The organism is Cupriavidus nantongensis, assembly GCF_001598055.1.
GTDB lineage: Bacteria > Pseudomonadota > Gammaproteobacteria > Burkholderiales > Burkholderiaceae > Cupriavidus > Cupriavidus nantongensis.
This window is the reverse complement of sequence record NZ_CP014845.1, coordinates 1781176-1805064: the sequence shown is the minus strand read 5'-3', so window position 1 is coordinate 1805064 and position 23889 is coordinate 1781176. Positions and strand designations below refer to the sequence as shown.

The 23889-nt window shown below is 67.5% G+C and carries 21 protein-coding genes; 11 read left to right on the top strand and 10 right to left on the bottom strand.

Features of this window, described 5'->3' with window-relative positions; translation table 11 throughout:
• Positions 1-66 precede the first annotated feature (66 nt).
• From A2G96_RS29010 to A2G96_RS28990, 5 genes are all read left to right on the top strand, one after another.
• Positions 67-1044 (top strand): Bug family tripartite tricarboxylate transporter substrate binding protein, encoded by a 978-nt coding sequence (locus A2G96_RS29010; RefSeq protein ID WP_062803588.1) that lies wholly within the window; start codon positions 67-69, stop codon positions 1042-1044.
• Positions 1045-1087: 43 nt separating this feature from the next.
• A complete protein-coding gene (locus A2G96_RS29005) occupies positions 1088-1771 on the top strand; it encodes an RraA family protein (protein ID WP_062803587.1) in 684 nt (227 codons plus the stop codon).
• Positions 1768-2703 carry a hydroxyacid dehydrogenase gene (locus tag A2G96_RS29000; RefSeq protein ID WP_062803586.1) on the top strand — a complete coding sequence of 312 codons (936 nt, stop codon included), beginning with the start codon at positions 1768-1770 and terminating at the stop codon, positions 2701-2703. Before A2G96_RS29005 ends, A2G96_RS29000 begins: the two co-directional genes overlap by 4 nt.
• 94 nt (positions 2704-2797) lie before the next feature.
• Entirely contained in the window at positions 2798-3769 is a 972-nt protein-coding gene (locus A2G96_RS28995; RefSeq protein ID WP_062803585.1) for a Bug family tripartite tricarboxylate transporter substrate binding protein, read from the top strand.
• A 23-nt stretch (positions 3770-3792) separates the two neighbouring features.
• Complete coding sequence (locus tag A2G96_RS28990) at positions 3793-4737, top strand: SMP-30/gluconolactonase/LRE family protein (RefSeq protein ID WP_062803584.1); 945 nt, start codon at positions 3793-3795, stop codon at positions 4735-4737.
• A gap of 24 nt (positions 4738-4761) precedes the next feature.
• Here A2G96_RS28990 and A2G96_RS28985 read toward each other — a convergent pair whose 3' ends face one another.
• From A2G96_RS28985 to A2G96_RS28945, 10 genes are all read right to left on the bottom strand, one after another.
• Positions 4762-5583, bottom strand: a complete 822-nt coding sequence (locus A2G96_RS28985; RefSeq protein ID WP_062803583.1) for an aminoglycoside phosphotransferase family protein — start codon at positions 5581-5583, stop codon at positions 4762-4764.
• 99 nt (positions 5584-5682) lie between these two features.
• The gene (locus tag A2G96_RS28980) at positions 5683-5904 is read right to left on the bottom strand and encodes a hypothetical protein (protein WP_062803582.1); all 222 of its coding nucleotides are present in this window, start codon (positions 5902-5904) and stop codon (positions 5683-5685) included.
• 132 nt (positions 5905-6036) lie between these two features.
• Entirely contained in the window at positions 6037-9225 is a 3189-nt protein-coding gene (locus A2G96_RS28975; RefSeq protein ID WP_062803581.1) for a hypothetical protein, read from the bottom strand.
• 292 nt (positions 9226-9517) lie between these two features.
• A complete protein-coding gene (locus tag A2G96_RS28970; RefSeq protein WP_062803580.1) occupies positions 9518-9892 on the bottom strand; it encodes a helix-turn-helix domain-containing protein in 375 nt (124 codons plus the stop codon).
• Positions 9893-9981: 89 nt separating this feature from the next.
• Positions 9982-10488 carry a hypothetical protein gene (locus A2G96_RS33600; RefSeq protein WP_150124284.1) on the bottom strand — a complete coding sequence of 169 codons (507 nt, stop codon included), beginning with the start codon at positions 10486-10488 and terminating at the stop codon, positions 9982-9984.
• 303 nt (positions 10489-10791) lie between these two features.
• Positions 10792-11841 (bottom strand): glycosyltransferase family 2 protein, encoded by a 1050-nt coding sequence (locus A2G96_RS28965; RefSeq protein WP_062803579.1) that lies wholly within the window; start codon positions 11839-11841, stop codon positions 10792-10794.
• A 5-nt stretch (positions 11842-11846) separates the two neighbouring features.
• Complete coding sequence (locus A2G96_RS28960; protein ID WP_150124283.1) at positions 11847-13526, bottom strand: DUF6311 domain-containing protein; 1680 nt, start codon at positions 13524-13526, stop codon at positions 11847-11849.
• Positions 13523-13966 carry a GtrA family protein gene (locus tag A2G96_RS28955; protein WP_062803577.1) on the bottom strand — a complete coding sequence of 148 codons (444 nt, stop codon included), beginning with the start codon at positions 13964-13966 and terminating at the stop codon, positions 13523-13525. Before A2G96_RS28955 ends, A2G96_RS28960 begins: the two co-directional genes overlap by 4 nt.
• Positions 13963-14193: a hypothetical protein gene (locus tag A2G96_RS33945; RefSeq protein WP_062803576.1), complete on the bottom strand. Its 231-nt coding sequence runs from the start codon at positions 14191-14193 to the stop codon at positions 13963-13965. Before A2G96_RS33945 ends, A2G96_RS28955 begins: the two co-directional genes overlap by 4 nt.
• 97 nt (positions 14194-14290) lie before the next feature.
• Positions 14291-15508, bottom strand: coding sequence for a glycosyltransferase family 4 protein (locus tag A2G96_RS28945; protein ID WP_062803575.1), 1218 nt, complete (start codon positions 15506-15508; stop codon positions 14291-14293).
• Between the two features lie 119 nt (positions 15509-15627).
• Here A2G96_RS28945 and A2G96_RS28940 point away from each other — a divergent pair, with 119 nt between their 5' ends.
• The 6 genes from A2G96_RS28940 (at position 15628) to A2G96_RS28915 (ending at position 23889) form a co-directional block, all read left to right on the top strand.
• A complete protein-coding gene (locus tag A2G96_RS28940) occupies positions 15628-16785 on the top strand; it encodes a glycosyltransferase (protein ID WP_062803574.1) in 1158 nt (385 codons plus the stop codon).
• Positions 16786-16985: 200 nt separating this feature from the next.
• Positions 16986-18740, top strand: coding sequence for a type I secretion system permease/ATPase (locus tag A2G96_RS28935; protein ID WP_231909684.1), 1755 nt, complete (start codon positions 16986-16988; stop codon positions 18738-18740).
• 11 nt (positions 18741-18751) lie between these two features.
• Positions 18752-20104: an HlyD family type I secretion periplasmic adaptor subunit gene (locus A2G96_RS28930; protein WP_062803573.1), complete on the top strand. Its 1353-nt coding sequence runs from the start codon at positions 18752-18754 to the stop codon at positions 20102-20104.
• A gap of 26 nt (positions 20105-20130) precedes the next feature.
• The gene (locus A2G96_RS28925) at positions 20131-21591 is read left to right on the top strand and encodes a TolC family outer membrane protein (protein ID WP_062803572.1); all 1461 of its coding nucleotides are present in this window, start codon (positions 20131-20133) and stop codon (positions 21589-21591) included.
• The gene (locus tag A2G96_RS28920; RefSeq protein WP_082819140.1) at positions 21578-23077 is read left to right on the top strand and encodes a mannose-1-phosphate guanylyltransferase/mannose-6-phosphate isomerase; all 1500 of its coding nucleotides are present in this window, start codon (positions 21578-21580) and stop codon (positions 23075-23077) included. The genes A2G96_RS28925 and A2G96_RS28920 overlap by 14 nt, the downstream gene beginning before the upstream one ends.
• 32 nt (positions 23078-23109) lie before the next feature.
• Positions 23110-23889, top strand: a complete 780-nt coding sequence (locus A2G96_RS28915; RefSeq protein ID WP_062803571.1) for an ABC transporter permease — start codon at positions 23110-23112, stop codon at positions 23887-23889.

Below are 23889 nucleotides of genomic sequence, written 5' to 3'. Positions count from 1 at the left end.
GCATTGTATGCTGTGAAACGATGCACCACAATCCGAATCACAACGAAACCAGATTCGGAGACACCCATGCAGTCGACATCCCGCCGCGTCATCCTGGCCCTTGCCACCCTGCTGATGGCATCCGCCAGCGTCTACGCCGCGTCGCCATATCCCACCAAGCCCATCCGCGTGATCGTGCCGTTTCCGGCCGGCGGTGGCACCGACATCATCGCGCGCGAGGTGACCAATACCGTGGCCAGGTCGACCGGCTGGGTCTTTGTCGTGGAAAACAAGCCGGGTTCCGGCGGCAACCTCGGCGTCGACGCGGCGGCCAAGGCGCCGGCCGACGGCTACACCATCGCCCTGGGGCAGACCAGCAACCTGGCCATCAATGCCTCGCTGTACGAGCGGCTGCCGTATGACCCGTTGAAGGACCTGGCGCCGGTCAGCCTGGTCGCCTCCGCGCCGCTGGTGCTGGTGACGCACGTCAACTCGCCGTACAAGAGCATGAAGGACGTCATCCAGGCCGCCCGGGCCAAGCCGGCATCGCTGAATTTCGCTTCGCCCGGCAATGGCACCGTCGCCCACCTTGGCGGCGAGCAGCTGCAAAGCACCGCGAAGGTCAGGTTTACCCATGTGCCGTACAAGGGCGCGGCCCAGGCGGTCAATGACCTGATGGGCGGGCAGGTGGACCTGTACATGGCGTCGGTGCCGACGCTGCTCGGCCATATCAAGAACAACAAGCTGCGGCCGCTGGCCGTGACGTCAGCGAAGCGCGTGGCGGACCTGCCGCAGGTGCCGACCGTAGCCGAGTCCGGCTATCCCGGCTTCGAGACGGCGACCTGGTTCGGCTTTGTCGCGCCGGCCGCGACGCCGAAGGACATCGTGGTGCGGCTCAATGCCGAGTTCAACAAGGCGCTGCAGTCGCCGGCGCTGGCCAGGAAGCTGAGCGAGCAAGGCGCGTCGGTGCTGACGGGCACGCCCGAAGCCTTCACCGCGCTGATCCGGCAGGACATCGGACGCTGGGCCGCGGTCATCAAGACCTCCGGCGCCAAGCTGGACTGATCGATTGCCGACGCCTATCCCTTTCATCTTGCCGGAGTTTTCCATGAGCTTGCCCAACATCATCAAATCGTTCGAGCGCGTGCCCGCCGCCGTGGTCGAGCGTGCCGCCCGCTTCCAGCCGGCGATCCTGTCGGATGTCGGCGGACGCCGCGGCGCCCTGCATGGCCGCATCCGCGCCCTGCGCCCGACCATGAAGGTCGCCGGCCCCGCCTTCACCGTCGAAGTCCGCCCCGGCGACAACCTGATGATCCACGCCGCGCTGGCGCTGGCGCAGCCCGGCGATGTGCTGGTGGTGGACGGCAAGGGCGACCAGACCTCCGCGCTGATGGGAACGATCATGATGCATGCCGCGCGCCAGCGCGGGCTGGCCGGCGTCGTGATCGATGGCGCCGTGCGTGACAGCCTGGAACTGGAGGACATGCAGTTCCCGGTGTTTTCGGTCGGCACCAATCCCAACGGCCCGACCAAGGAAGTCGGCGGCCGCATCGGTCACCCGATTTCCGTCGGCGGCGTCACGGTGAACCCCGGCGACTATATCTGCGGCGATGCCGACGGCCTGGTCGTGGTCGAGCGCGGCAAGATCGAAGCGCTGCTCGATGCCGCGGCGAAGAAGGAAGAGGCCGAAGCCATGCGCATCGCGCAGATCAAGGAGGGCAATACCACCGCGCCCTGGCTGCTGGCATCGCTGGTGACGGCCGGCGTGCTGAAGCAGGGAGAAGCGCTGTGACCGGCAAGGACGTCATTATCGTCACGGGTGCGGACCTGGCACCGGAAGCGCTCGCGCTGCTTGGCGACTACCAGATCGTGTTCGCGGGCAAGAAGCCGCAGAGCGCCGAGCTGGTCGCGCTGGCGCGGCAGCACAACCCGGTCGGCATCATCGTGCGCTATGGCAGCGTGACGGCCGAGGTCATGGACGCGGCGCCGGCCTTGAAGGTGATCTCGAAGCACGGCAGCGGCATCGACGTGATCGACCAGAAGGCCGCGGCCGAGCGCGGCATCGCGGTGAAGGCCGCGGTCGGCGCCAACGCCGCCGCGGTGGCCGAACATGCCTGGGCGCTGATCCTCGCCTGTGCCAAGTCGGTGCCGCAGCTGAACGCGCGCATGCGCGCGGGCTATTGGGACAAGTCGACGCACAAGACCATCGAGCTCAATGGCCGCACCCTGGGCATCGTCGGCCTGGGCGAAATCGGCCGCCGCGTCGCGGTGACAGGCCTGGTCATGGGCATGCGCGTGATCGCCTTCGACCCTTATGCGAAGGCCGTGCCCGCAGGTGTCACATTGGTCAGCGAACTGCCGCAGCTCTACCAGGCAGCGGACGTGGTGTCGCTGCACTGCCCGCTGACCGACGAAAACCGCGGCATGCTCAACCGCGAGACCCTGGCCCTGTTCAAGCCAGGCGCGATCCTGGTCAACACCGCGCGCGGCGGCCTGATCGACGAGCCCGCGCTGGCCGAGGCGCTCGACGGCAGGCTCTACGCGGCCGGACTCGACAGCTTCGCGGTCGAGCCGATGGCCGTGCCACATCCGTTCCAGAATCTCCCGAACGTCATCCTGTCGCCGCATATCGGCGGCGTCAGCGATGCGGCGTACGTGAACATGGGGGTGGGGGCCGCGAAGAACGTGCTTGCCGTGCTGCAGGACTCTGCCACGGCGGTCTGAGCGAGGCATCGACGTTTCATTGGGCAATAAAACATGCGGGCATCGCGGCCGGCTGACATCAAGCCGGATCGGCCGCGGCTGCCAGGAGACAATGATGGTTCATCGTAAATTTGGTCTGTTTGCAGTGGCCGCCGCGATTGCCGCTGCCAGTGCGGCGCCGGCGTTGGCGGCCTACCCGGACAAGCCTGTGCGCATTGTCGTGCCGAATCCCCCGGGCGGCGCCGTCGATGTGGTGACGCGCAAGGTCGCGCAAAAGCTTACCGAGCAGACCGGCCAGAGTTTCGTGGTCGAGAACAAGCCGGGCGCTTCCGGCACTATCGGCACCACGCTGGTCGTCAAAGCGCCGGCCGACGGCTATACGCTGCTGGCCAATGACAACTCCTACACCACGCTACCCTATGTGTTCAAGAAACTGAACTGGGACCACCAGACCGCGCTGGTGCCGATCGCGCCGTTCGCGTTCTCGCCGGTCGTGGTGGGAGTCAAGGCCGATTCTCGCTTCAAGGACCTGGCCTCGCTGATCCAATACGCCAAGGCGCATCCGGGTGAGGTGACATTTGGCACGGGCGGCCCGGGCAGCTCGCCGCACTTCTCCGCCGAGGCCTTCCAGCAGGCCGCCGGAATCAAGCTGACGCACGTGCCGTACAAGGGCGCCGGCGAAGCCATGGTCGGCCTGCTGGGCGGCAGCGTCGACCTGCTGGTGGTGTCGACGCCGACCGCGCTGGCACAGGTCAAGGGCAACCAGATGCGGCTGCTTGGCATCAGCGGCAAGAGCCGGCTCGAGGTGTTCCCCAATGTGCCGACCTTCGCGGAAGCCGGACTGCCGACGTTCAACCTGTTCAACTGGTCGGGCCTGGCGGCGCCGAAGGGAACGCCTGCGGAGGTGATCATCCGCCTGCAGGCAGAAATTCAAAAAGCGCTACTATCGCCTGACATGAAGCAATTCCTGGCACAAATGGGTTCGCAGCCGGGCAGCCTGGACAGCAGCGGGTTCGCACAGCTGATCCAGCGGGAAACCGCGCAATGGGCGGCCGTGGCACAGAAGGCCAATATCGAAAAGCAGTAACGCAAGTAACAGCGGGGACCACGATGCTGCTGCTCCAGCAACCCACCGTCCGCGACGCCGCGGTGCTTACCCGCCTGCCGGAATCGTTTCGGCGGCAGGACCGGGACAACGCGTGGTCGCTGGCCAATCGCGGCGGCGCGGTAACGGAGTCATTCCTCGAAGGCCCCGTCTGGGCGGACGGCCACCTGTGGGTCACCGATATTCCCTATGGCCGCGTGTTCCGCGTATCGCTGCAGGGCGACTGGGAACTGGTGGCCGAATACGACGGCGAGCCGAACGGCATGAAGCGCCTGGCCGGCGGCGACTTCCTGATGACCGACTACCGCAACGGGCTGATGCGGCTGAACCCGAAGACCGGGGCGGTGACGCCGTTCCTGGAACGCCGGAATTCGGAACGCTTCCGCGGCGTCAACGACCTGACCTTCGATTCGGCGGGCAACCTGTACTTCACGGACCAGGGCCAGACCGGCATGCATGACCCCACTGGCCGCGTCTACCGCCTGTCGCCCGCGGGCAAGCTCGATGTGCTGCTGATCAATGCGCCAAGCCCGAATGGCCTGGTGCTGTCGCCCGACGAGAAGGTGCTGTATGTCGCCATGACGCGCGGCAACTGCGTGTGGCGCGCGCCGCTGCAGGCCGACGGCTCCGTCAGCAAGGTGGGCCAGTTCTTCACGTCATACGGGCCGAGCGGTCCGGACGGGCTGGCCATGCGTGCCGACGGTTTCCTGCTGGTCGCCAATCCTGGGCTCGGCTATGTCTGGGTGCTGAACCATCGCGCCGAGCCGGTCGAAGTCATTCGCACGCCGGTGGGCGCGTCGTTGACCAACCTGTGCTTCGGCGGCGATGACGGCAAGACGCTGCTGATGACGGAATCCACGACGGGATCGATCCTGAGCGCGCGGGTACCGGAAGGGGGCGCGCCTGTGCATGGTGGGGTGGGGGGTGACAGGTATCGGCCGCTCGCCTGAGCACTGGGCTGCGGTCCGGATCCGTCACAGCAGCCCGAGTTCGCTCGCCGCCAGCGCGGCGATACCCAGTGGGGTCTCGGGCGCAAGCCCGTCTTCCATCATCCACAGCGCCGAAAGGCACGACCACGCCAGCGTCCACCGCAGCAGCCTGTGGCGATCAAGTCCCGCCGCCTCTACCAGGATTCCGATGCGCTGTTGGAACCGGTCCACCGCGATCGTGCGGGACGGGTTGCACAGCAGATTCGCGTAATCGAATGTGCGGTCGCCAACAAGTCCCTTCGGGTCGATGGCAAGCCAGCCCTGCTCGCTGAAATGGAGGATGTTGCCATGGTGCATATCGCCGTGAAGCACGACCTGATCGATGGCGGGGGCCGACAACAGGTCCTTTGCCACCGTGGCGGCTAACCGGAGAATGCTTTCGTCGGGCCAGGACGGGTTTGTCAATGGCGCAAACCAGTCGCGCAAGGAGACAAGGGGCGGCCGGCCAGGCGCGGCATGGGCGTGCAATCTCTCCAGCACTGCGCAGGCGATCCGCATGGCGGCGTCGTCTCGTTCTGTCCGCGAAAGCTGCGCGAGCGAAGCTGCGGATTCCGCGCGCTGCATGACGACGGCGTCGTCACCCTGAGCCAGGACCAGTGCCGCCGCCTTGCTGCCGTTCCACCACGCCATGACGGCATTGCCACGCCGTTCTTCGTCGCACATGGCAAGCTTGAGCATGGCCGGCTGGCCTTGGTATGACACCGGTTGCAGGCAACTGGTCGGCGTCAGGACGGGTTCGGCGTCGGGCACAAGTGCCCAGCGGCGCAGGGCCTGGTCGAGCGCGCTCGCAACGGTCTGGGGAAACATCCTGGTGCTTTCCAATGGTCGGGCCGGATCCGCCGGGGGACTGCGCAGAATGATATCTCCTCGCTCCGTCAACGCGCGTCGCGCCGATGTCCCGACGCCTCAACCGCCGGAACCATGGCTGCCGACGTCGATATGGAGGCTGGGAAAGGCCTCCGCCGCGGCGGCGACTGCTTCCTGCCGCGTGGAGAAGGTTTCGGTCAACGAGACGATATAGCCGTCGGTCAGCATCCGGACGTGCCATCCGCCGTCGTCTTCGCGCATGACCAGCACAAACGGAGGCCGGGGAGGAGCGGCATCGGGCATCATGAAGCGGGCATTCATACGATATTGCGAGCGATCGCATACGTTCGCGGGACGCAGGCGGGACCAGTGGCGTGCTGCCATCCGACTGGAAAAAAAGGGCTGGCCCGCGGCCAGCCCTTCCCACTGCAAGCTACAACTACCGGATAACGATCAGACCCAGACCAGGTCCGAGGTCGACAGGCTGCCCAGCTGGTTCGCCGCGCCCAGCAGCGCGACTTCGTGCTCGGCCTGTACGAAGGCCTGGGCGCCGTTGTTCAGCGTGAAGTCGAGCGGGTTGAACGCTTCGCCTTCGGTGTTGAACAGCAGCTGCAGGTCAGTGCCGTTGGCGTTGTAGTTGAACGAGCCGTCTTCGTTGTACGTACCCACGCGGATCACCACGTTGACCGGGTCCACGCCATCGCCGATGTAGTAGGCGAATGCCGGGAAGCCGTTGCCGCCCGGGGCGTTGGTCACGTACATGGCGTAGTCGCCCTGTGCCAGCGGGTTGGTCACGTCGACCAGGATGGTGTCCTCGGCGACCTTGAAGTCGGTGATGACGTCCTGCTTGGCCGCAGCGCCCGGGTTGGTGGACTTGCCGGCCTCGGCCAGGTGGCTCTGGTCGAAGTTGAAGTAGAACGAGTCCGCGCCCGCGCCACCGGTCAGCACGTCGGCGTGGAGGCCGCCGGCGATAAAGTCATCGCCTGCACCGCCGTCGAGCGTGTCGTTGCCTTCGCCGCCGAACAGTTCGTCGTTGCCGGCTTCGCCCTTGATCACGTCCGCACCGCCGTTGCCATACAGCGTGTCGTCGCCGGCGCCGCCGTTGAGCGTATCGGCGCTGTTCGAGGCGTAGACCACATCACGCTGGCCCGAGCCGATGAAGCTGAACGCTGCCGCGTCGGACGGATCTTCCATCACGATCGTCACGCCGCTGCCCTTCAGGGCCGACGCGTCGATGGTGGCGAAGTTGTTGTCCTCGAAGGCGAAGCCGGTGACCTCGCCGGAACCCGACAGGATCAGCTTGCTGTCGGCGCCGGCCTGCTCGTCCAGGTCCAGGCGCACCAGGTTGGAGTAGGCGACCGGGATGTCGAGGCCAGCATAGCCCTGGCCATTCGCCCACACCATGCCGCTGGCGTCGCCGTCCACCGATGCGCCGGCGGCCACGTCGACCTTCATCAGGTTGACCGATGCAGCCTGCAGCCAGTCGCCGCCTTCGAAGCCGCCGAGCAGATGCATGTGGCCGGAAGCCGCGGCGGCAACGTCGATGCTGGTGATGGTGGCACGCTTGTCGGCGTCGGCGGCATCGATGCCCCACGAGGTGAACTCGGTGCTGATGCCGGTGCTGAGCTTCACGGTTTCGAGGTCGCCGGCGGCACGGGAATCGCCCACGCGGCCGATCTCGATGTCGCTGTCGGTGGCGCCTTCCACGACCAGGTGCTGCAGGTTGGTCGCTTCATCCATCAGGCTTACGAACTGGTTGCCCAGCGACAGGTCGCGCAGGCCGGTCGACTTGATGTTCACGCGCTGCACGGTGTTGCCGTCGAGGATGAAGCCGTCCGTGTAGTGGTCGCCATCCATGGTCAGGTTACCGGCGGAGCTGTTGGTCATCGACAGGGCGGAGGTGTAGCGGCCCGAGAACGAGTCGTCCACCTGCAGCCCGCGCGAAATCACCACGCTCTCGCTGCCGTTGTGGCTCAGCGCCACCTTGTCCGCGTTGATGACGCGGATGCCAGACGGATTGCCGGCGTTGCCGATCACGCTGGTGGTGCCTTCGATGTTGATATCGAGCGTGGTCAGCGCCTGGCCGTCGTAGTCCACTGCGACGCCCTGCGCCAGGTTGCCCTGGATGTTCAGGGTCTTCAGCGTGCTGTCGAAGTTGTTGAAGTCGGCACGGCCGGTCGAGCCCTTCAGGTTGATGGTGGCCAGGTCGTTGATGTTGGTGCCGTCCAGGTGGACCGCGTTCAGGAACGTGGCATCCAGCGTCTCGACGCGGCTCATGGTCGGCGCGCGGTTGGCTTCGGCGACCGTGGCGTTGGCGTCGAACACGGCGACGACCTTGTCCGCACCTGCGCCGCCATCGATCACGTCACCGGTGCGCAGCGAGTCGCCGACGTTCAGCACGTCGTTGCCCGAGCCCAGCTTGACGTTGACCTGCTGGTCGGATTCCGAGATGTTCAGGCTCAGGTTGGCCAGCGCGCCCGAGGCGTCGATGGTGGTCAGGGTCGAGTCCAGCGCGCCCTTGATGCCGAAGTTCAGGCCGGCCTGGCCGCCCTTGATGTTCAGCGTCTTGGTGCCGTCGCCGATCAGGTCGGTCAGGTTCGACTCGAAGCCCGCCTTGTCGTCGTTGATGGTCAGGTTGATGGTCTCGACGTCGAAGCCGGCGTCGGTGTTGACCTCTACCGTCGCATTGACTTCCTTGACCGAGACGTTGGCTTCCTTGCCCTGGATCTGCTGGCCGTCGAAGTTCAGCGTGATCTTGTCTTCGGCCTGGATCGCGTCGACGAGGTCGTACTGGGTGGAGGCGCCCTGCAGGTCTTCCAGGCTCACGTCGCCCTTGACCTTCTCGACCACGACCTGCTGGATGTCGGTCCAGTTCTTGGTGGTGACGGCCACGTCGCCGGTCGGCTGGATGGTGACCTTGCTCGCGCCGGCGATGGTGGTGCCGGAGTAGAGGTCCTGCTTGGCAGCCAGGCTCAGGACCACCTTGCCCGGGCCGCTGATCGAGTCGCCCTGGGTCAGGGTCTCGGTGCCGCCGGTCACGGTGTCGGCGGCGCCGAGCGTGATGGTGTCGATGGCGGTGGTCAGCACCTTGCTGCCGGGTTGCGGTGCCGGGCCGGCGACGATCTTGTCGATCACGGCCTGCGGGTTGGAGCCTTCGCCGGGCTGGTCGACCGGCTTGAGCCAGTCGCGCGCCTGCTGGGCGGCCCATTCGCCGCTGTACTTCAGGATCTCGGGGGTCGTGTTCAGCGCGGCGGTAAAGCCTTCGGCGGCTGCCAGCTTGGCATCGACGGCGACCTTGTCGCTGCCTTGCGCGCCGTTGACGATGTCCAGCGCGATGCTGGCCAGCGTCGCCTTGGGCGGAACGGTCGCCAGCAGGCCGGCATAGAAGGCCAGCCCGGCGGGTTCGGCGTCGCGGCCGAACAGTTGCTGGTAAATCGCGTTGATCTTGGCTTCGATGCTCTGGTTGCCGTAGAGCGCGATCGACTCGGCGGAATTGCCGAAGGCATCGATGATGGCATTCAGGTTGCCGCCGACGCCGTCGAGCTTGGTGGCCCAGAATTCCAGGCCAGTGGGGTCAGCCGGGCGGCCGTAGTAGGCGATATAGACCTTCTGGACCTGATCGTAGTAGGCAGATGCTGCCATGGAGTTCTCCTAGGAGGTAAAGATAGGCGACAAGCGATCTGGGCTTCGCCCTGCAATGCCGCGGCGCGGGCCAGCAGGAAATCCGGATCTCGCTTCCGTTGCAGCCTGCGCTGCCAACGGCATTGGCAGTGCAGGCTGCGACACGCTGGAAAACGCGTCGGGGGCAGTATCCGGAAATGCGCAAACCGAAACAGTGACTGGGGCCACAAAAACGCGCAAAGCGGTGGCCGTGCAACGATTCGCGGAAATGCTCGGGGTGGGTTGTGTGCCAGCGCGCCGTCGCGTGCCGCGCCTAATCGTCGCCGTGGCTCGCTACCAGCGCGCAGACCGGGATCTCCAGTTCGCGCGCAAGCCGGTGCAGCAGGTCGGCAGCGGGCCGGCGCCGCCCGGTTTCGATCATCGAGATATAGGCGCGCGTCACGCCGACGCGCTGGGCCAGCTGAGAACTCGGCAGGCCGCGGAAGCGGCGCCATGCGCGCAGCTCTGAGCTGCCGGCGGAAATCGCGGCCTGCACCAGCAAGGGCGGGGCAAACGCAGGCGCCGTGGCCGCGTCCTTGCCGGCGGCCTCCAGCAGCCGCTGGAGGCCGCCCTTGATGTCCTTCCATGTCCGTTCCGGAACCAGCACGAAGCGCCGGCCTTCATGCTCGATGTACTCCACGTCATGCATGTTGTCTTGCCCTGAGAAGCGCACCTGGCGATGCGTGCCTGTCGAAAGGCAAGGCTAGCCGTGGCATCCGGCATGAGGTGTGACGGGTGTCACAGCATGGCCGCGGCAATCCCCTTTGGTGGGGTCTCGGTCGAACCCGCCGAAAGTTGTCTTGCTTTCCAGAGAAATGGCTTTAATAATTCCGTTGCAATGTTGTTATGATTTTGTTGTTTGTGGCAAAGCTGATGTGTCAATACCAATTTTGTGGGACGCTCAGGCATCCCATGTTTGGGTGATGAGTGGATACGCGATTGAGGGCACCATAGGCTTGCGCTGCCTGAAAGCCAGGTGCCCGCGGCAAGGGGAACAGCGACCAGGGAATATTGATTCGATCGGTGTATTGAGCCTTTGGCTTGATCAATGAAAAAAGACCGTGATGCAAAGCACGGCTCATACGGGGAATGAAGGTGGTTGAGCGTATAACAATAGTGGTTCGTACGGAAACGGGTTGGGCGATCGAGCAGCATGTCGGAGAGTTTGCCGTCGTCTTCAATGGGGAATATCTGAGCTGTACGCAGGCCAAAGAGGCTGCCGAGCGGCTCTTCCCGAATCAGCACGTCACGGTCGCGCCGGTGAGCCGGCATCCGCTTTCGGGGCCGGCCGCCAAGCCAAGGCCGGCGCGACGAATACGGAGGGGTTCGCATTGAGCTGGGGGCGGGGGCATTACCTGGTTGATGCGCCCGCCCTTGCTCTCGCCCCTCTGTACCTCAGGCACTCCTGCACCAGTTGTGTATTCCCTCTCCAGCAAGCGGCAGAGGAGACAACGCACGTGGAAAGCCCCAAAAAAAAGATGCCAGGCGTGCGGGGGCAGCCTGGCGATAACGGGAAAGTTGGCGGGGTCATTGCGCCAACAGGTCCCACTATAGAAGCTCGCGATCCAACCGGCTGTGATCGGTATCACAAGCCGTCAGGGGCGTATGCACGCGCGGCGGTGCCGGTTGGATGTCCATGTCCGGCAATGCGATATCACCTCGTACGCTTCTGTCAGAGTCGCGTATAAAAAATGACGGCCGCTGTTTTTGCGCGTCATAGATGCGGGCCAGATAGACCGCCAGCACACCCACCGCAAGCAGCAACAGACTGCTGAACGCGGCCTGCGCAATGATCACGGTGGTAAAACCATCCAGGGAACTGCCGGCGAGATAGCGCGCCACCGTCTGCAAGATCAGCAGGAAGCTCAGCACCACCCCGGCAAAGCCAGCCACGGCGACTGCCTGCAGCGGTAACGACGAGAACGCCACCAGGCTGCGCAGCGAATAGCGCAGCAGGCCGGCCGCCGACCATGAGGAATGCCCGGCTTCGCGGGGCGCCACGTCGAAGGGAATATCGACCTGGCGAAACCCCACCCACGCCACCAGCCCGCGAAAGAAGCGGTCCCGTTCCGGACAGCGCAGCAAGGCATCGGCCACCTGGCGGTCGAGCAGCTTGTAGTCGCTGGCGCCTTCGAAGGCAAAGCCGGTGGCGCGCTCGAACATCCGGTAGAACAGGCGCGACGCCGCGGCATAGGCGGCATGTTCCTCGCCGCGATGCCGCTTGCGCGCGTTGACCACGTCGGCTCCGGCGCGCCAGGCACTGACCATCTGCGGGATCAGGGCGGGCGGGTGCTGCAGGTCGGCGTCGATGAAGAGCAGCCCGCGGCCGCGGGCATAGGCCAGCCCCGCTTCCAGCGCAGCCTCCTTGCCGAAGTTGCGCGAAAAATGGATGGCACGCACGAAGCGGTGGCGCCGCGCAAGCTCGTCGGCCACTGCCGCGGTCTGGTCGCTGGAACCGTCATTGACGATGACGATCTCGAAGCGCGACACGACCCGCGCGAGTTCGCTGACGATGCGGGGCAGCGCCAGCGGCAGGCTGGCCGCTTCGTTGTGGGCGGGGATGATGACGGACAGCTCCGTCGGTTCGCTGGCTTTCATGGGGATCACCTGGTGCCGGAGCTACAGAAATGCAGGCCATGCCGGGCCAGGCAATGGGCTGTCCACCCGCGCCCGGCGATGTACTGCGCGTCATACGGCGGACCGAGCACGACCAGCACGCCCGGTGCGAGCACCTGCCGCGACAGGTCTGCCGTGACGCGCGTGCAGTCGGTGTGCTGGCGTGCGCCCGAGAGACTGTTGATGGCGAGGCCGCCGCGCGCGGCCAGCAGCTGCAGGGCAAAGCCGCCATGCATCGCGGCACGGTCGTCCGAGCAGCCCACCGGGGGATGGAACGCGACCGCGGCATGGCGCCCGACCAGCGCGCCGACGAGCGGATCGGACGACACCGGATCCATCGGCTTCTCGCTAACCACCACCGTGCGCAGTACCGCGGTATCGAGCCACTGCAGCGCGGCGACCGCCACCATCAACGCCGCGGCCGTGCGCGGGCGGTAGCAGCGCGACAGTCCATAGAGCACGAAGGCGGCAATGGCGTAGCCCACCGGCCAGAAGAAGCGGCCCGAGGCACGGAAGGTTGCGGTCAGGCCCTGCAGCCCCGCCGGCCAGTCGTAGCGCAGCAGCCGATAGCCGCCGACATGGACGGTAGTGGAGAGAGCGTAGAGCGTCAGGCCGGCCAGCAGCACCAGCAGCGGCCATTGCCGCCGGGCCGCGGCGCGCAGCGGTGCCGCGCGCCCCGCGCACGCGGCGCCCGCCACCAGCAGCAGGCCCGCCAGCACGCCCAGCCCAAGGTAGTTGAACCCCTCCATCTGGCCGGGCGTGCCGCGCGCAAAATGCCCGCTGCCCGGCAGCAGGCCGCTCTTGCCCATCGCGCCGAACGGGGCGAGCAGGTTCATCGAATAGATGGCGAAGCCCTCGCTGCCGCGCATCAGCCCCTGGCCGAGATAGCCGCCGAGCCAGAGCGCAATGCCAAGCACGCCCAGGGTCAGGCCAACGGCCGTCAGCGCGCCGCGCGGCGCGTCCGGCATCGGCGCAAACGCGCTGCGCGCCGCGCTCAGCAGGAAGAAGGACAGGCTCATGGCGAGCAGGTACGGATGAATGTACAGGGCCACCACCAGCAGCGTGGGCCACCGCCAGTCCAGCGGGGCGCGCACCGTGGCTTCGGGCGGGCGCAGTGCCAGCGCTAGTGCCAGGATCAGCACAAAGTGGCCACATAGCGCGAGATGCCACATCCAGTACCGGAACAGCAACGCAGGCATGACCAGCGCCAGCACGGTGCCGGCGGCAACGTGAATGGCATGGCGCAGGCCCAGCCGGTCCAGCAGCAAGGTCATGGCCCAGGCCTGCCCGAACACGCAGAGCCACAGCCAGGCAGGCATCAGCTCCGGCGTGGCGCCGCCCAACCGGTACCACAGCTTGCCGGCGAGCGCGAACAGCGGAATGCTGTCGGTGAAGATCACGCTGCGCAGGCCGTCGATGCCGGGCACCCGCATCGCGAACAGCGGCAGCCGCCAGCTATCGGCGTAGTAATACCAGGCGCCGGCCAGCGCCTGCGCCTGGTCGCCCTGCGGAAAGCGCAACGCCGGATCCGTGCCCAGCATGACCGCCGGAGACCATACCGCAGGGGCCAGGATCAGCGCCAGCAGCAGCGCAAGGGCGACGCGCCGGCCGAGTGGCAGTTCGGTCGCCGCATGGCGCACTGCCGCGCGCATGACGCTGGCCATCATGGCGTGGCGGCGCAACGCTGGCGCGGACGGAACAGCCAGCGCATCGCCATGAAGTTGATGCCCGCCATCACGACTTCCGCGGCCAGCTTGGCGACCAGCAGCCGCTCGCCGCAGAGCCGCAGTGCCAGCGCGAGGATGATGGGCGATAGCGCCACGCCGCCGAGCGTCAGCGCGCCATAGCCGCCGCCCTGGGAAAGCAGGCCGCGCGCATCCACGCCGCCGTGCCGGAAGGAATAGCACTTGTGCGCGACAAAGCCGATGATCGCGCCGGTGCCGCGGCTCGCCGCCTGCGCTGCCGCAGGTGCAATGCCGGCATGCGTCAGCGCAAGGAACAGGGCAAGATCCGCCAGCAACAGGGCGCAGCCGGTCAGCACGTAACGGCCGAACGCCGCGCGCGCCGGCGGCGCGTGCGTGCCGCCATGGCCGCGCTGACCCGTCACGGGCAAGCTCCGGCGGCATGCAGGTGCTCGCGCAGCACCAACACCGGCGGTGCCGCTCCCTGCAGGAAGCGCAAGCGCGCGGCATGCTGCAGCCGTTCCAGCGCGGCATCGATGTCCGCGGCCGGCCCGCCGGCGCAACGGCGCGCCTGCGAACCGGCCTCTGCGGAAGCCGTACACGGAATGCGGAACCCGTCCACGACGATGTCGAACTGAATGGCGTGGCTCATGCTCTGGCTGCCTTGCTTTCTCACTGGGTCAAAGCGGCAAGCGTAGCTGGCAGACTCTTCCTGCTCCGTGACGGCTGTCACATTCCTCAGCGTGCCGTCACCCGCGCCTGGTGCGGAGCAATTCGCCATAGACATCGAGCGTTTCGCGCGCGCAGCGCTGCCAGCTGAAGCCGGCGGCGCGGCGCAGCGCGCGTGCGCCGATGGCGGAGCGCCAGTGCGTGTCCTCGCAGGCGCGCAGCATCGCCGCGCTGAAGCCATCGATATCGTCAGGGTCCAGCAATACGCCGCCATCGCCGACCACGCCGGGCAGCGCCGAGCGGTCCGAGCAAATCACCGGCACGCCGCAGGCCATGGCTTCAAGCGGTGGCAGGCCGAAGCCTTCGTAGATGGACGGGTAGACCATCGCGCAGGCGCCGGCGACGACGCTCGGCAGGTCGGCATCCGAGATGTAGCCCGCCACGCGCACCTCGCCGCGCGCCACGGCGGGCGCCATCTCGCGCTCCAGCGCGCTGGTCAGCCAGCCCTTGATGCCGGCCAGTACCAGCGGCATATGGCGCCGCAGCGCGGCCGGCAGGCGCTGGTGCGCACGCAGTGCGGTCGATAGCCGCTTGCGCGGCTCCAGCGTGCCCAGTGCCAGCAGGTAGCCGCCGGGCAGCAGCCCATGGCGTGCCAGTACCGGCCGCAGCGCGTCGGCGGCGCGCGGCTGGAATACAGGCGCGACGCCGTTGTGGACCACGCGAATCTTGCCGGGATCGATCTCGCACAGCGCCAGCAGCTCGGCGCGCACGAACTCGGACACCACGATGACGCGGTCGGCGCGGGCCAGTGCGCGGGGAAAGTAGCGGTGCAGCAGGCTCACCCGCGCAGCGGGATGGGTCTCCGGATAGCGCAGCCACGACACGTCGTGCGCGGTGAGCACGGTCGGCAGCGTGCCAAAGCAGAACGGCAGGAAATTGGTTTCATGGTAGAGCGCCGCATCGCGCGGCAAGCCGGCGCGGAACCGGTGCGCCTGCCACGCGCGCGAGGCCAGGTGCGCCACCCCGGACCGCCGCAACAGACCGCGCGCCGCGCTGCGCCACGCCGGCGCGTGCCCGGTGTGGGACGACGCCAGGCCATCGGCCCAGGGTTGCGGGCCGACTGCCGGCGGCTCGCTCCAGCCTGCCCCGAGGAAGCAGTGCGGCGCAGCGCCCAGCACCGCCAGCTCGCGCACCAGGTGGCGCGTGTACTGGCCGATCCCGGTCAGCGGGGAGGACAGCGAAACGGCGCCTACCGCAACGCGCAGCGGCTCGGCCAGGAGGGAAGAGGACTGGGGCATGAGGCGCAACCATAGCGATCCCGCCCCCGGCGTTCTGTGACGGCCATCACACTGCGCCTGCGCGTGCCACGAGAGACTCTGCCACCAGCGCCGACCAGGCCGGATGCCAAGCCACGCCCATGCATATCCTTCACGTCTTCAAGGTGTATTACCCGGACTCGTACGGGGGCATCGAACAGGTCATCCGCCAACTGGCGCGCAGCCAGACCCACGGCGTCACGCACGAGGTGTTCACGCTAAGCCGGCACGCCCGCGGCGCGCAGCGCGAACTGGAGATCGACGGGGTCCGCATCACGCGCGCGCGTACGCACCTGGCGCCGGCGTCGACGCCGATCTCGTTCAGCGCGCTGGCGCACTTCAGGCGCGCGGTCGCGCGGGCCGATGTCGTGCAGTATCACTTCCCCTGGCCCTTCGGCGATGTGCTGCATTTTGCCGCGAGCGTACGCGTGCCGGCGATCGTGACCTATCACTCGGACATCGTGCGCCAGCGGCTGCTGATGCCCGTGTACGCGCCGCTGATGCATCGCTTCCTGGACAGCATGCATGCCATCGTCGCCACCTCGCCCAACTATCTCGACACCAGCGACGTGCTGCGCCGCCATCGCGCGCGCGTGCATACCATCCCGATCGGGCTCGATGCGACCGAGTGCGAGGCCGACCCCGGCCGCGTCGACATGTGGCGCGATCGGGTGGGGGAGGGATTTTTCCTGTTCGTCGGCGTGATCCGCTACTACAAGGGCCTGCATATCCTGATGCAGGCATGCCGCGACGCCGCGTTCCGCGTCGTCATCCTCGGCACCGGGCCGCAGGAAGACGCCTTGAGGCAGCAGGCGGCGGCGCTGGGGCTGGACAACGTGAGCTTCCTCGGCGTGCTGCCGGACGCCGACAAGCATGCGCTGCTGTCGCTTTGCCGGGGTGTCGTCTTTCCCTCGCACCTGCGCTCGGAAGCGTTCGGCGTCACGCTGCTCGAAGGCGCGATGTTCGGCAAGCCGCTGGTGTCTTCCGAGATCGGCACCGGCAGCAGCTACGTCAACCTGCACGGCCACACCGGCTACGTGGTGCCGCCGTCCGATCCGCACGCCCTGCGCGCGGCACTGGCGCGCCTGCATGCCGACCCCGCGCTGGCCGAATCCCTCGGCCGCAACGCCCGCGCCCGCTTTGTCGAGAAGTTCAGCGCGGGCACGATGCGGCGACGCTATCACGCCCTCTACGAGAGCGTGCTGCGCGACGGCGCCGCCGCCGCGCCCGCGGGGGAGCCGGAGTTCCGGCGGTGGTGAGAACGGGCGAGCCGCGGAAATAGCGTACGCAGGACAGAGGGCCACCGTGACCCACCTCACACAATTTTGTGATGGACATCACAAGCACCGCCCCGGCCCTCATCCAGAATTCGCACCTGCTTTGTGACACCACGTCACAAAGCGATCGGGCGCCGCAGGTGCCGTTCTCCGCAGTGCTTAAGGTGTATCCGCAAATCCATATGAGCCAATCCGCGCATCCCGGCAGTGAAATCCTGACAGCCCTGCGCGCGCACAAGAGTGCCTTGCGCAATATCGGCGTGTTCAGTGCCGTGATCAACCTGCTGATGCTCGTGCCGTCGCTCTACATGCTGCAGGTCTACGACCGCGTACTGCAGAGCCGCAGCGAGACCACGCTGTGGATGCTGAGCGCCATCACGCTGGGACTGTTTGCCCTGATCTCGGTGCTGGAGTATGTGCGCAGCCAGGTTGCCATCCATGTCGGTGCCCAGCTCGATGCCCAGCTCAACCGGCGCATCTATACCGCCGCCTTCGAGACCAACCTGCGCCAGGGCGGCTACATCGCCGGCCAGGCGCTCAACGACCTGACCACGCTGCGCCAGTTCATTTCCGGCTCGACGTTGTTTGCGTTCTTCGACGCACCGTGGTTTCCGCTCTATCTGGGCGTGATCTTCCTGTTCGACTTCCATCTCGGGCTGTTCGCGCTGTGCGGTGCCGCCGTGCTGATCGCGCTGGCGGTGGTCAACGAGCGCATCTCGCGCCAGCCGCTCGACGAAGCGGGCCGCCTGTCGCTGCGTTCGGCCGAGTCGGCCACGGTGACGCTGCGCAATGCCGAGGCGATCGAGGCGATGGGCATGCTGGGCCCGTTGCAGGCGCGCTGGCTGCGCATTCACGAAGCCTTCCTCGGCAAGCAGGGCGAGGCGAGCGAGAAGGCGTCGATGGTCGGCGCATGGACCCGCTTCGCTCGCATCGCGTTGCAGTCGATGGTGCTGGGCGTCGGTGCCTTGCTGGTGCTGGATAACGAGATCACGGCCGGGATGATGATCGCGGCGTCGATCCTGATGGGCAAGACCCTGAGCCCGGTCGAAGGCGTGATCGGCGGGTGGAAGCAGTGGAGCGCGGTGCGCGCGGCCCACGAGCGCCTGCACAAGCTGCTGGCGGCCAATCCGGCGCGGCGCAGCGCCATGTCGCTGCCGCGCCCGCGCGGGCAGCTGGCCGTGTCGCGCCTGGTCGCCGGCGCGCCGGGCACGGCGCCGGTGCTGAAGAACGTCAACTTCGCGCTGCCGCCGGGCGAGGTGCTTGGCGTGATCGGCCCCAGCGCCTCGGGCAAATCCACGCTGGCGCGTCTTCTTGTTGGCGTCTGGCCGCCATTCGCGGGCGAGGTGCGGCTCGATGGCGCCGATGTCTGGCAATGGAACAAGGATGAACTGGGACCGTTCGTCGGCTACCTGCCGCAGGACATCGAGCTGTTCGCGGGGACGGTGGCGGAGAACATCGCACGCTTCGGCGAGGTCGATGCCGAGGCGGTGGTCGAAGCCGCGCGCCTCGCCGGTGTGCACGACATGGTGCTGAAGCTGCCCAAGGGCTACGGCACCGAACTTGGCGCGGATGGCGCGGGGCTGTCGGGCGGGCAGAAGCAACGCATCGCGCTGGCGCGTGCGCTGTATGGCTCGCCGGCGCTGGTCGTGCTCGATGAACCGAACTCCAACCTGGACGAAGCCGGCGAGGCGGCGCTGGCGCGCGCGATCACGCTGTGCCGCGAACGTGGCGCCACCGTCGTCATCGTCAGCCACCGCAGCAGCGTGCTGGCCGTCACGACCCGGCTGCTGGTGCTGCAGGACGGCACCTCGCACGCGTTCGGTCCGACGCAGGAGGTGCTGCGCGCAATGCAACAGCGCGCGCAGCCGCAACACGCCGGCAAGCCGGTTGCGGCGGCGCAGGGCGAGCCCGCGCGCGCCACCGGCACCCATTCCTGATCTGAATCGCTATGTCTTCCAACCATGCATCGTCGCTGCCGCCGGCCGCCGCCGCGCAGCCATTCCCGCCTGCATCCGCACCCGCGGCGCCGGCACGCCGCTACAGCCGCATCGGCTGGACCGTGATTGCCGGCGGCCTCGGCGGCTTTCTGCTGTGGGCGGCGCTGGCGCCGCTGGACAAGGGCGTGCCGGTGGCGGGCACGGTCATCGTCTCGGGCAATCGCAAGGTGGTGCAGCACCCGAGCGGCGGCATCGTCGAGAAGATCCTGGTCAAGGACGGTGACAAGGTCATGGCGGGGCAGGTCCTGGTCACCATGAACCATACGCAGGCGCGTGCCCAGGCCGAGGCGACGCGGGCGCAGTTGCTGACCACGCTTGCGGTCGAGGCGCGCCTGCTGGCCGAGCGCGACGGCCTTGCCGAGATCGACTTCGGCGAGCTCGAACGCGAGGCCGCATCGGATCCCGGCGTGGCCGAGGTGGTCGCCGTGCAGCGGCAGCTCTTTGCCTCGCGCCGGCAGGCCTTGCAGAAGGAGCTCGGTACCATTGCCGAGGGCATCACGGGCCTGCAATCCCAGCTCAACGGGCTGCGCGATGCGCGCCAGAACAAGCAGCAGCAGCTGGCCGCACTGCGCGAGCAATTGCAGAACATGCGCGAGCTGGCGCGCGAAGGCTACCTGCCGCGCAACCGCCTGCTCGACACGGAACGGCTCTACGCGCAGGTCAACGGCGAAATCTCGGCGGACCTGGGCACCATCGGCCGCACCCAGAGCCAGCTTACCGAACTGCGCATCCGCGCCAGCCTGCGCCGCGAGCAGGAACAGAAGGAAGTGCGGACGCTGCTGGGCGAAGCACAGCGCGATGTGCGCATGCTGCGCAGCCGGCTGGAGGGACTCGACTTCGACGTGGCCAACACACAGGTGCGTGCGCCGGTGTCCGGCTCGGTGGTGGGACTTGCCATCTTTACCCAGGGCGGCGTGGTCGCGCCCGGCGCCAGGCTGATGGATGTGGTGCCTGACGGCGAGCCGCTCGAAGTCGAGGCCCGGGTGCCGGTCAACCTGATCGACAAGGTCAACAGCGGGCTGCCGGTGGAACTGATGTTCACCGCGTTCAACCAGAGCCGCACGCCGCGCATCCCGGCAGCGGTCTCGGTCGTCTCGGCGGACCGCCTGACCGAGGAAGAGGGCGCGCCGTACTACAAGATCCGCGCGCAAGTGACGCCGGATGGCATGAACCGGCTTGCCGGCCACCAGGTCCGGCCCGGCATGCCGGTGGAGGTGTTTATCAAGACCGGCGAGCGCACCATGCTCAGCTACCTGTTCAAGCCGGTAGCCGATCGCGCGAGAACGGCGCTGACGGAGGAATGATGCGGGTCGTTCGCGCTGGAACCGGCGTGCTTGCCACGCTCGCCGCCGCTTGCCTGTTGTGCGCGCCGGGGCTTGCCGCGGCGCAGGCCATGACGCTGCTCGATGCCTATCAGCTGGCGCTCGCGCAGGATCCCCGCTATCGCGCGGCGATCGAAGAGGCCGCCGCCGGCGAGCAGTACCGAGTGATCGGGCGCTCCTTCCTGTTGCCGCAGGTCCAGTTCACCTACAACTGGGCGCGCAACCGTTCGGACATCACCCGCTACGCCGGCCCCCGCCTCGGCGACCAGACCACCACCGAGTTCTATCGCAGCTACAGCGGCGCGGTGCAGCTGCGCCAGCCGCTGTTTAACTGGGACTACTGGTCGCGCTTCCGCCAGGGCGAAGCGCAGTCGCAGGCCAGCGCGGCATTGTTCGACAGCCGCCGCCAGGAGCTGGCCCTGCGCGTGGTGACAGCCTACACCGAGGTGCTCGAGGCCCATGACGTGATCGCGCTGGCCGAGGCGGAGCGCGACGCATTGCAAGAGCAGCTGAAACAGAACTGGCGCTTCTTCGACAAGGGCGAGGGCGCCCGCACTGACATCGTCGAGACGCAGGCCCGGCTCGACCTTGCGGCGGCGCAGGTGATCGAGGCACGCGACGGCCTGACGGCCGCGCGCAAGCGCCTGGACGCGATCCTCGGTGCCAGCCAGGGCGGCCAGGACCGCCTGCTGGCGACATTGTCGCCGGGGTTCCGCGCGCAAGGACCGGCGCCGGCCGATATCGGGTACTGGACCGATGCCGCCGTCGCCAACAATCCCGAGCTGCAGTCGCGCGAGCACGGCGTGGAAGCGGCGCGGCAGGATATCGGCCGCGCGCGTGCCGGCCACCTGCCCAGGGTCGATCTGGTGGCCAGCTACGGCGAGAACAAGTCGGAAACCGTCAACACGCTGAATACCAAATACGACACCGCGTACGTCGGACTGCAGGTGGCCTTGCCGCTGTTCAGCGGCGGTGCCGTCAGCGCCCAGGTCAGCCAGGCCGAAGCCAACTACCGCAAGGCGATGGCCGAGTTCGACGGGCGCCGTACCGAGGTCACGGACGAGGTGCGCAAGCAGTTCGACCTGGCCCTCAGCAGCGTGGTCAAGGTCGGCGCCTACGAGCAGGCGGAACAGGCCGCGCGGGAACTGCTGCGCGCGACGCGCCTGAGCATCGCGGCGGGCATGCGCGTCAACCTGGACCTGCTCAATGCGCAGCAGCAGCTCCATACCGCGCGCCGCAACCTGGCCCGCGCCCGCTATACCAACGTCATCACGCGATTGCGGCTGCTGTTTGCGGCGGGCCAGCTCACCGAGCAGGACGTGCGCGATGCCAGTGCGCAGTTTTCGGGCGACGCCGTCGTGGCCCAGCCGGAGCGGCCCGGACGGCGCGAACGCGTGGCCGCGAACCGGTTGCCGGACGTATCAGCAGGAACGAAGCCCTTTGGAGACCCCAGACATGGACAACACTGACCTGCCGGTACTGGTCCCGGTGGTGATTTCCGGTGGTGCCGGCACCCGGCTCTGGCCGGTGTCGCGCGAAACCTTCCCCAAGCCGATGATGACGCTGGCGGATGGCGAGAGCCTGCTGCAGAAGACGTTCAATCGCGTCGCGGCGCTGCCTGGCGTGCGCGAGGTGGTGACCGTCATCAACCGCGAAATCTACTTTCTCGCACGCGACATCCTGGCGCGCAGTGAGGCGCGCGCCATGCCGTGCAGCTTCCTGCTCGAGCCGGTGGGCCGCAACACCGCCGCCGCGATTGCCGCGGCCGCGAGCTGGGTCGCGCGCCGGCACGGCGACCATGCGCTGATGCTGGTGCTGCCCGCCGACCACCTGATCGAGCCGCTGGAGAGCTTTGTCGAGGCCGTGGCCGCGGCAGCGCAGGTGGCGCGCCAGGGATGGCTGGCAACCTTCGGCGTGGCGCCTACCGCGCCGGAGACCGGCTACGGCTACATCCAGGCCGGACCGCCCATCGGCACGGCGGGCGAGCTGGCGCACCTGGCGTGCCGCTTCGTCGAGAAGCCCGCGCTGGAGTTGGCCAGGACCTATCTGGCCAGTGGCGACTACCTGTGGAATTCCGGCATGTTCTGCTTCTCGGCCGGCGCCGTGCTGGCGGAGCTGCAGCGCTACGCCGCGGATATCGCCGACCAGGCCGCCGGCAGCGTCCGCAGCGGCCGCGAACTGCGCGCCGGCGACCAGCTGTCGCTGGAGCTCGACCCGGCGGCGTTCGAGGCCGTGCGTGCGCAGTCGCTGGATTTTGCCTTGATGGAGCGCTCGCAGCGCGTCGCCGTGGTGCGCAACACCATGCGCTGGAGCGATGTCGGCTCGTGGTCGAGCGTCAGCGCGCTGCTGCCGCAGGACGGCGACGGCAACAGCGTCAGCGCCGACGCCGTGCTGCACAACACGCGCCGCTGCTATATCCGCAGCGAGCGCGTGGTCGGCGCCGTAGGACTCGACAACCTGATGATCGTCGACACCGAGGACGCGCTGCTGGTGGCGCACCGCGAGCATGCGGAGGACGTGCGCCATATCGTCACGGCGCTGCAGCGCAAGGGGCACGACGCCTGCCGGCACCATCGGACGGTCAGGCGGCCATGGGGCGCGTATTCCGTGCTGGTGGAGGGCGAGCGTTTCAAGGTCAAGCGCATCGTGGTCGCGCCCGGACAGTCGCTGTCGCTGCAGCTGCATGCCCATCGCTACGAGCATTGGATCGTGGTGTCGGGCGAGGCGCTGGTCGAGAACGGCACGCAGCGCGCGCGGCTGCTGGCGAACCAGTCCACCTACATTCCCGCAGGGCAGAAGCACCGGCTGCACAACCCCGGCAGCGGCGAGCTGGTGCTGATCGAAGTGCAATGCGGCAACTATCTCGGCGAAGATGACATCGTGCGCTTCGAAGACAACTATGGCCGTGCGCCGGCGCAGGCCGGAACCGCACAGGCGTCGGTGCGGCATGCCTGAAACGTCCATGCGCAAACGCGGGCACCCGTACCATGGCTAGGCGCCAGGCACTTTCGACGATGCTGCTGTTCGCGCGGCAGGAACTGGTAGACCGCCAGCAGGGACAGCTATTCGGCATGGCCTGGCTGATCATCCATCCGCTGTGCCTGATCGTCGTATTCAGCACCGTGTTCTCGCACCTGATGCGGGCGCGGCTCGGCAGCGACGCCAGCCCCTACGCCTATACGGTGTACCTGATCGGCGGGATGCTGGCATGGAACCTGTTTGCCAACACGCTGTCGCGCCTGTCCTCGGTCTACACCGCCAAGGCGCACCTGATCCGCAAGGTCCCGGTGAGCCTGGGGCTGATGCCGCTGCACGTGGTCGCGGTGGAACTGGCGGTCTACGGCATAGCGATGGTGCTCTATGCCGCGTACCTGGCCGTGATCGGCTTTCCGTTCAACCCGGCATGGCTGGCGCTGCCGGTGGTGATCGGCCTGCTGGGCGCCTTCGCCTATGGCGCCGGCATCGTGCTGGGCATGCTCGAGGTGTTCCTGCCGGACGTGCGCAATATCGTCGCCGTCGCGCTGCAGTTCGGCTTCTGGATGACGCCGGTGGTCTACCTGCCAGAGATCCTGCCGCCGTGGGCGCGCGGCCTGCTGTCGCTCAACCCCGCGTACTGGGCCATCGACGCGGTCCACGTCATCATCCTTGGCGCGCGGCTGCCGGCGCCGGCCCCGCTGGCGGCGCTGGCGCTGCTTGCTGCCGTGCTGCTGCTGGCCGCGCGCTGGCTGAAGCGGCGCCTGGAACGCGAACTACGGGACTTGCTCTGA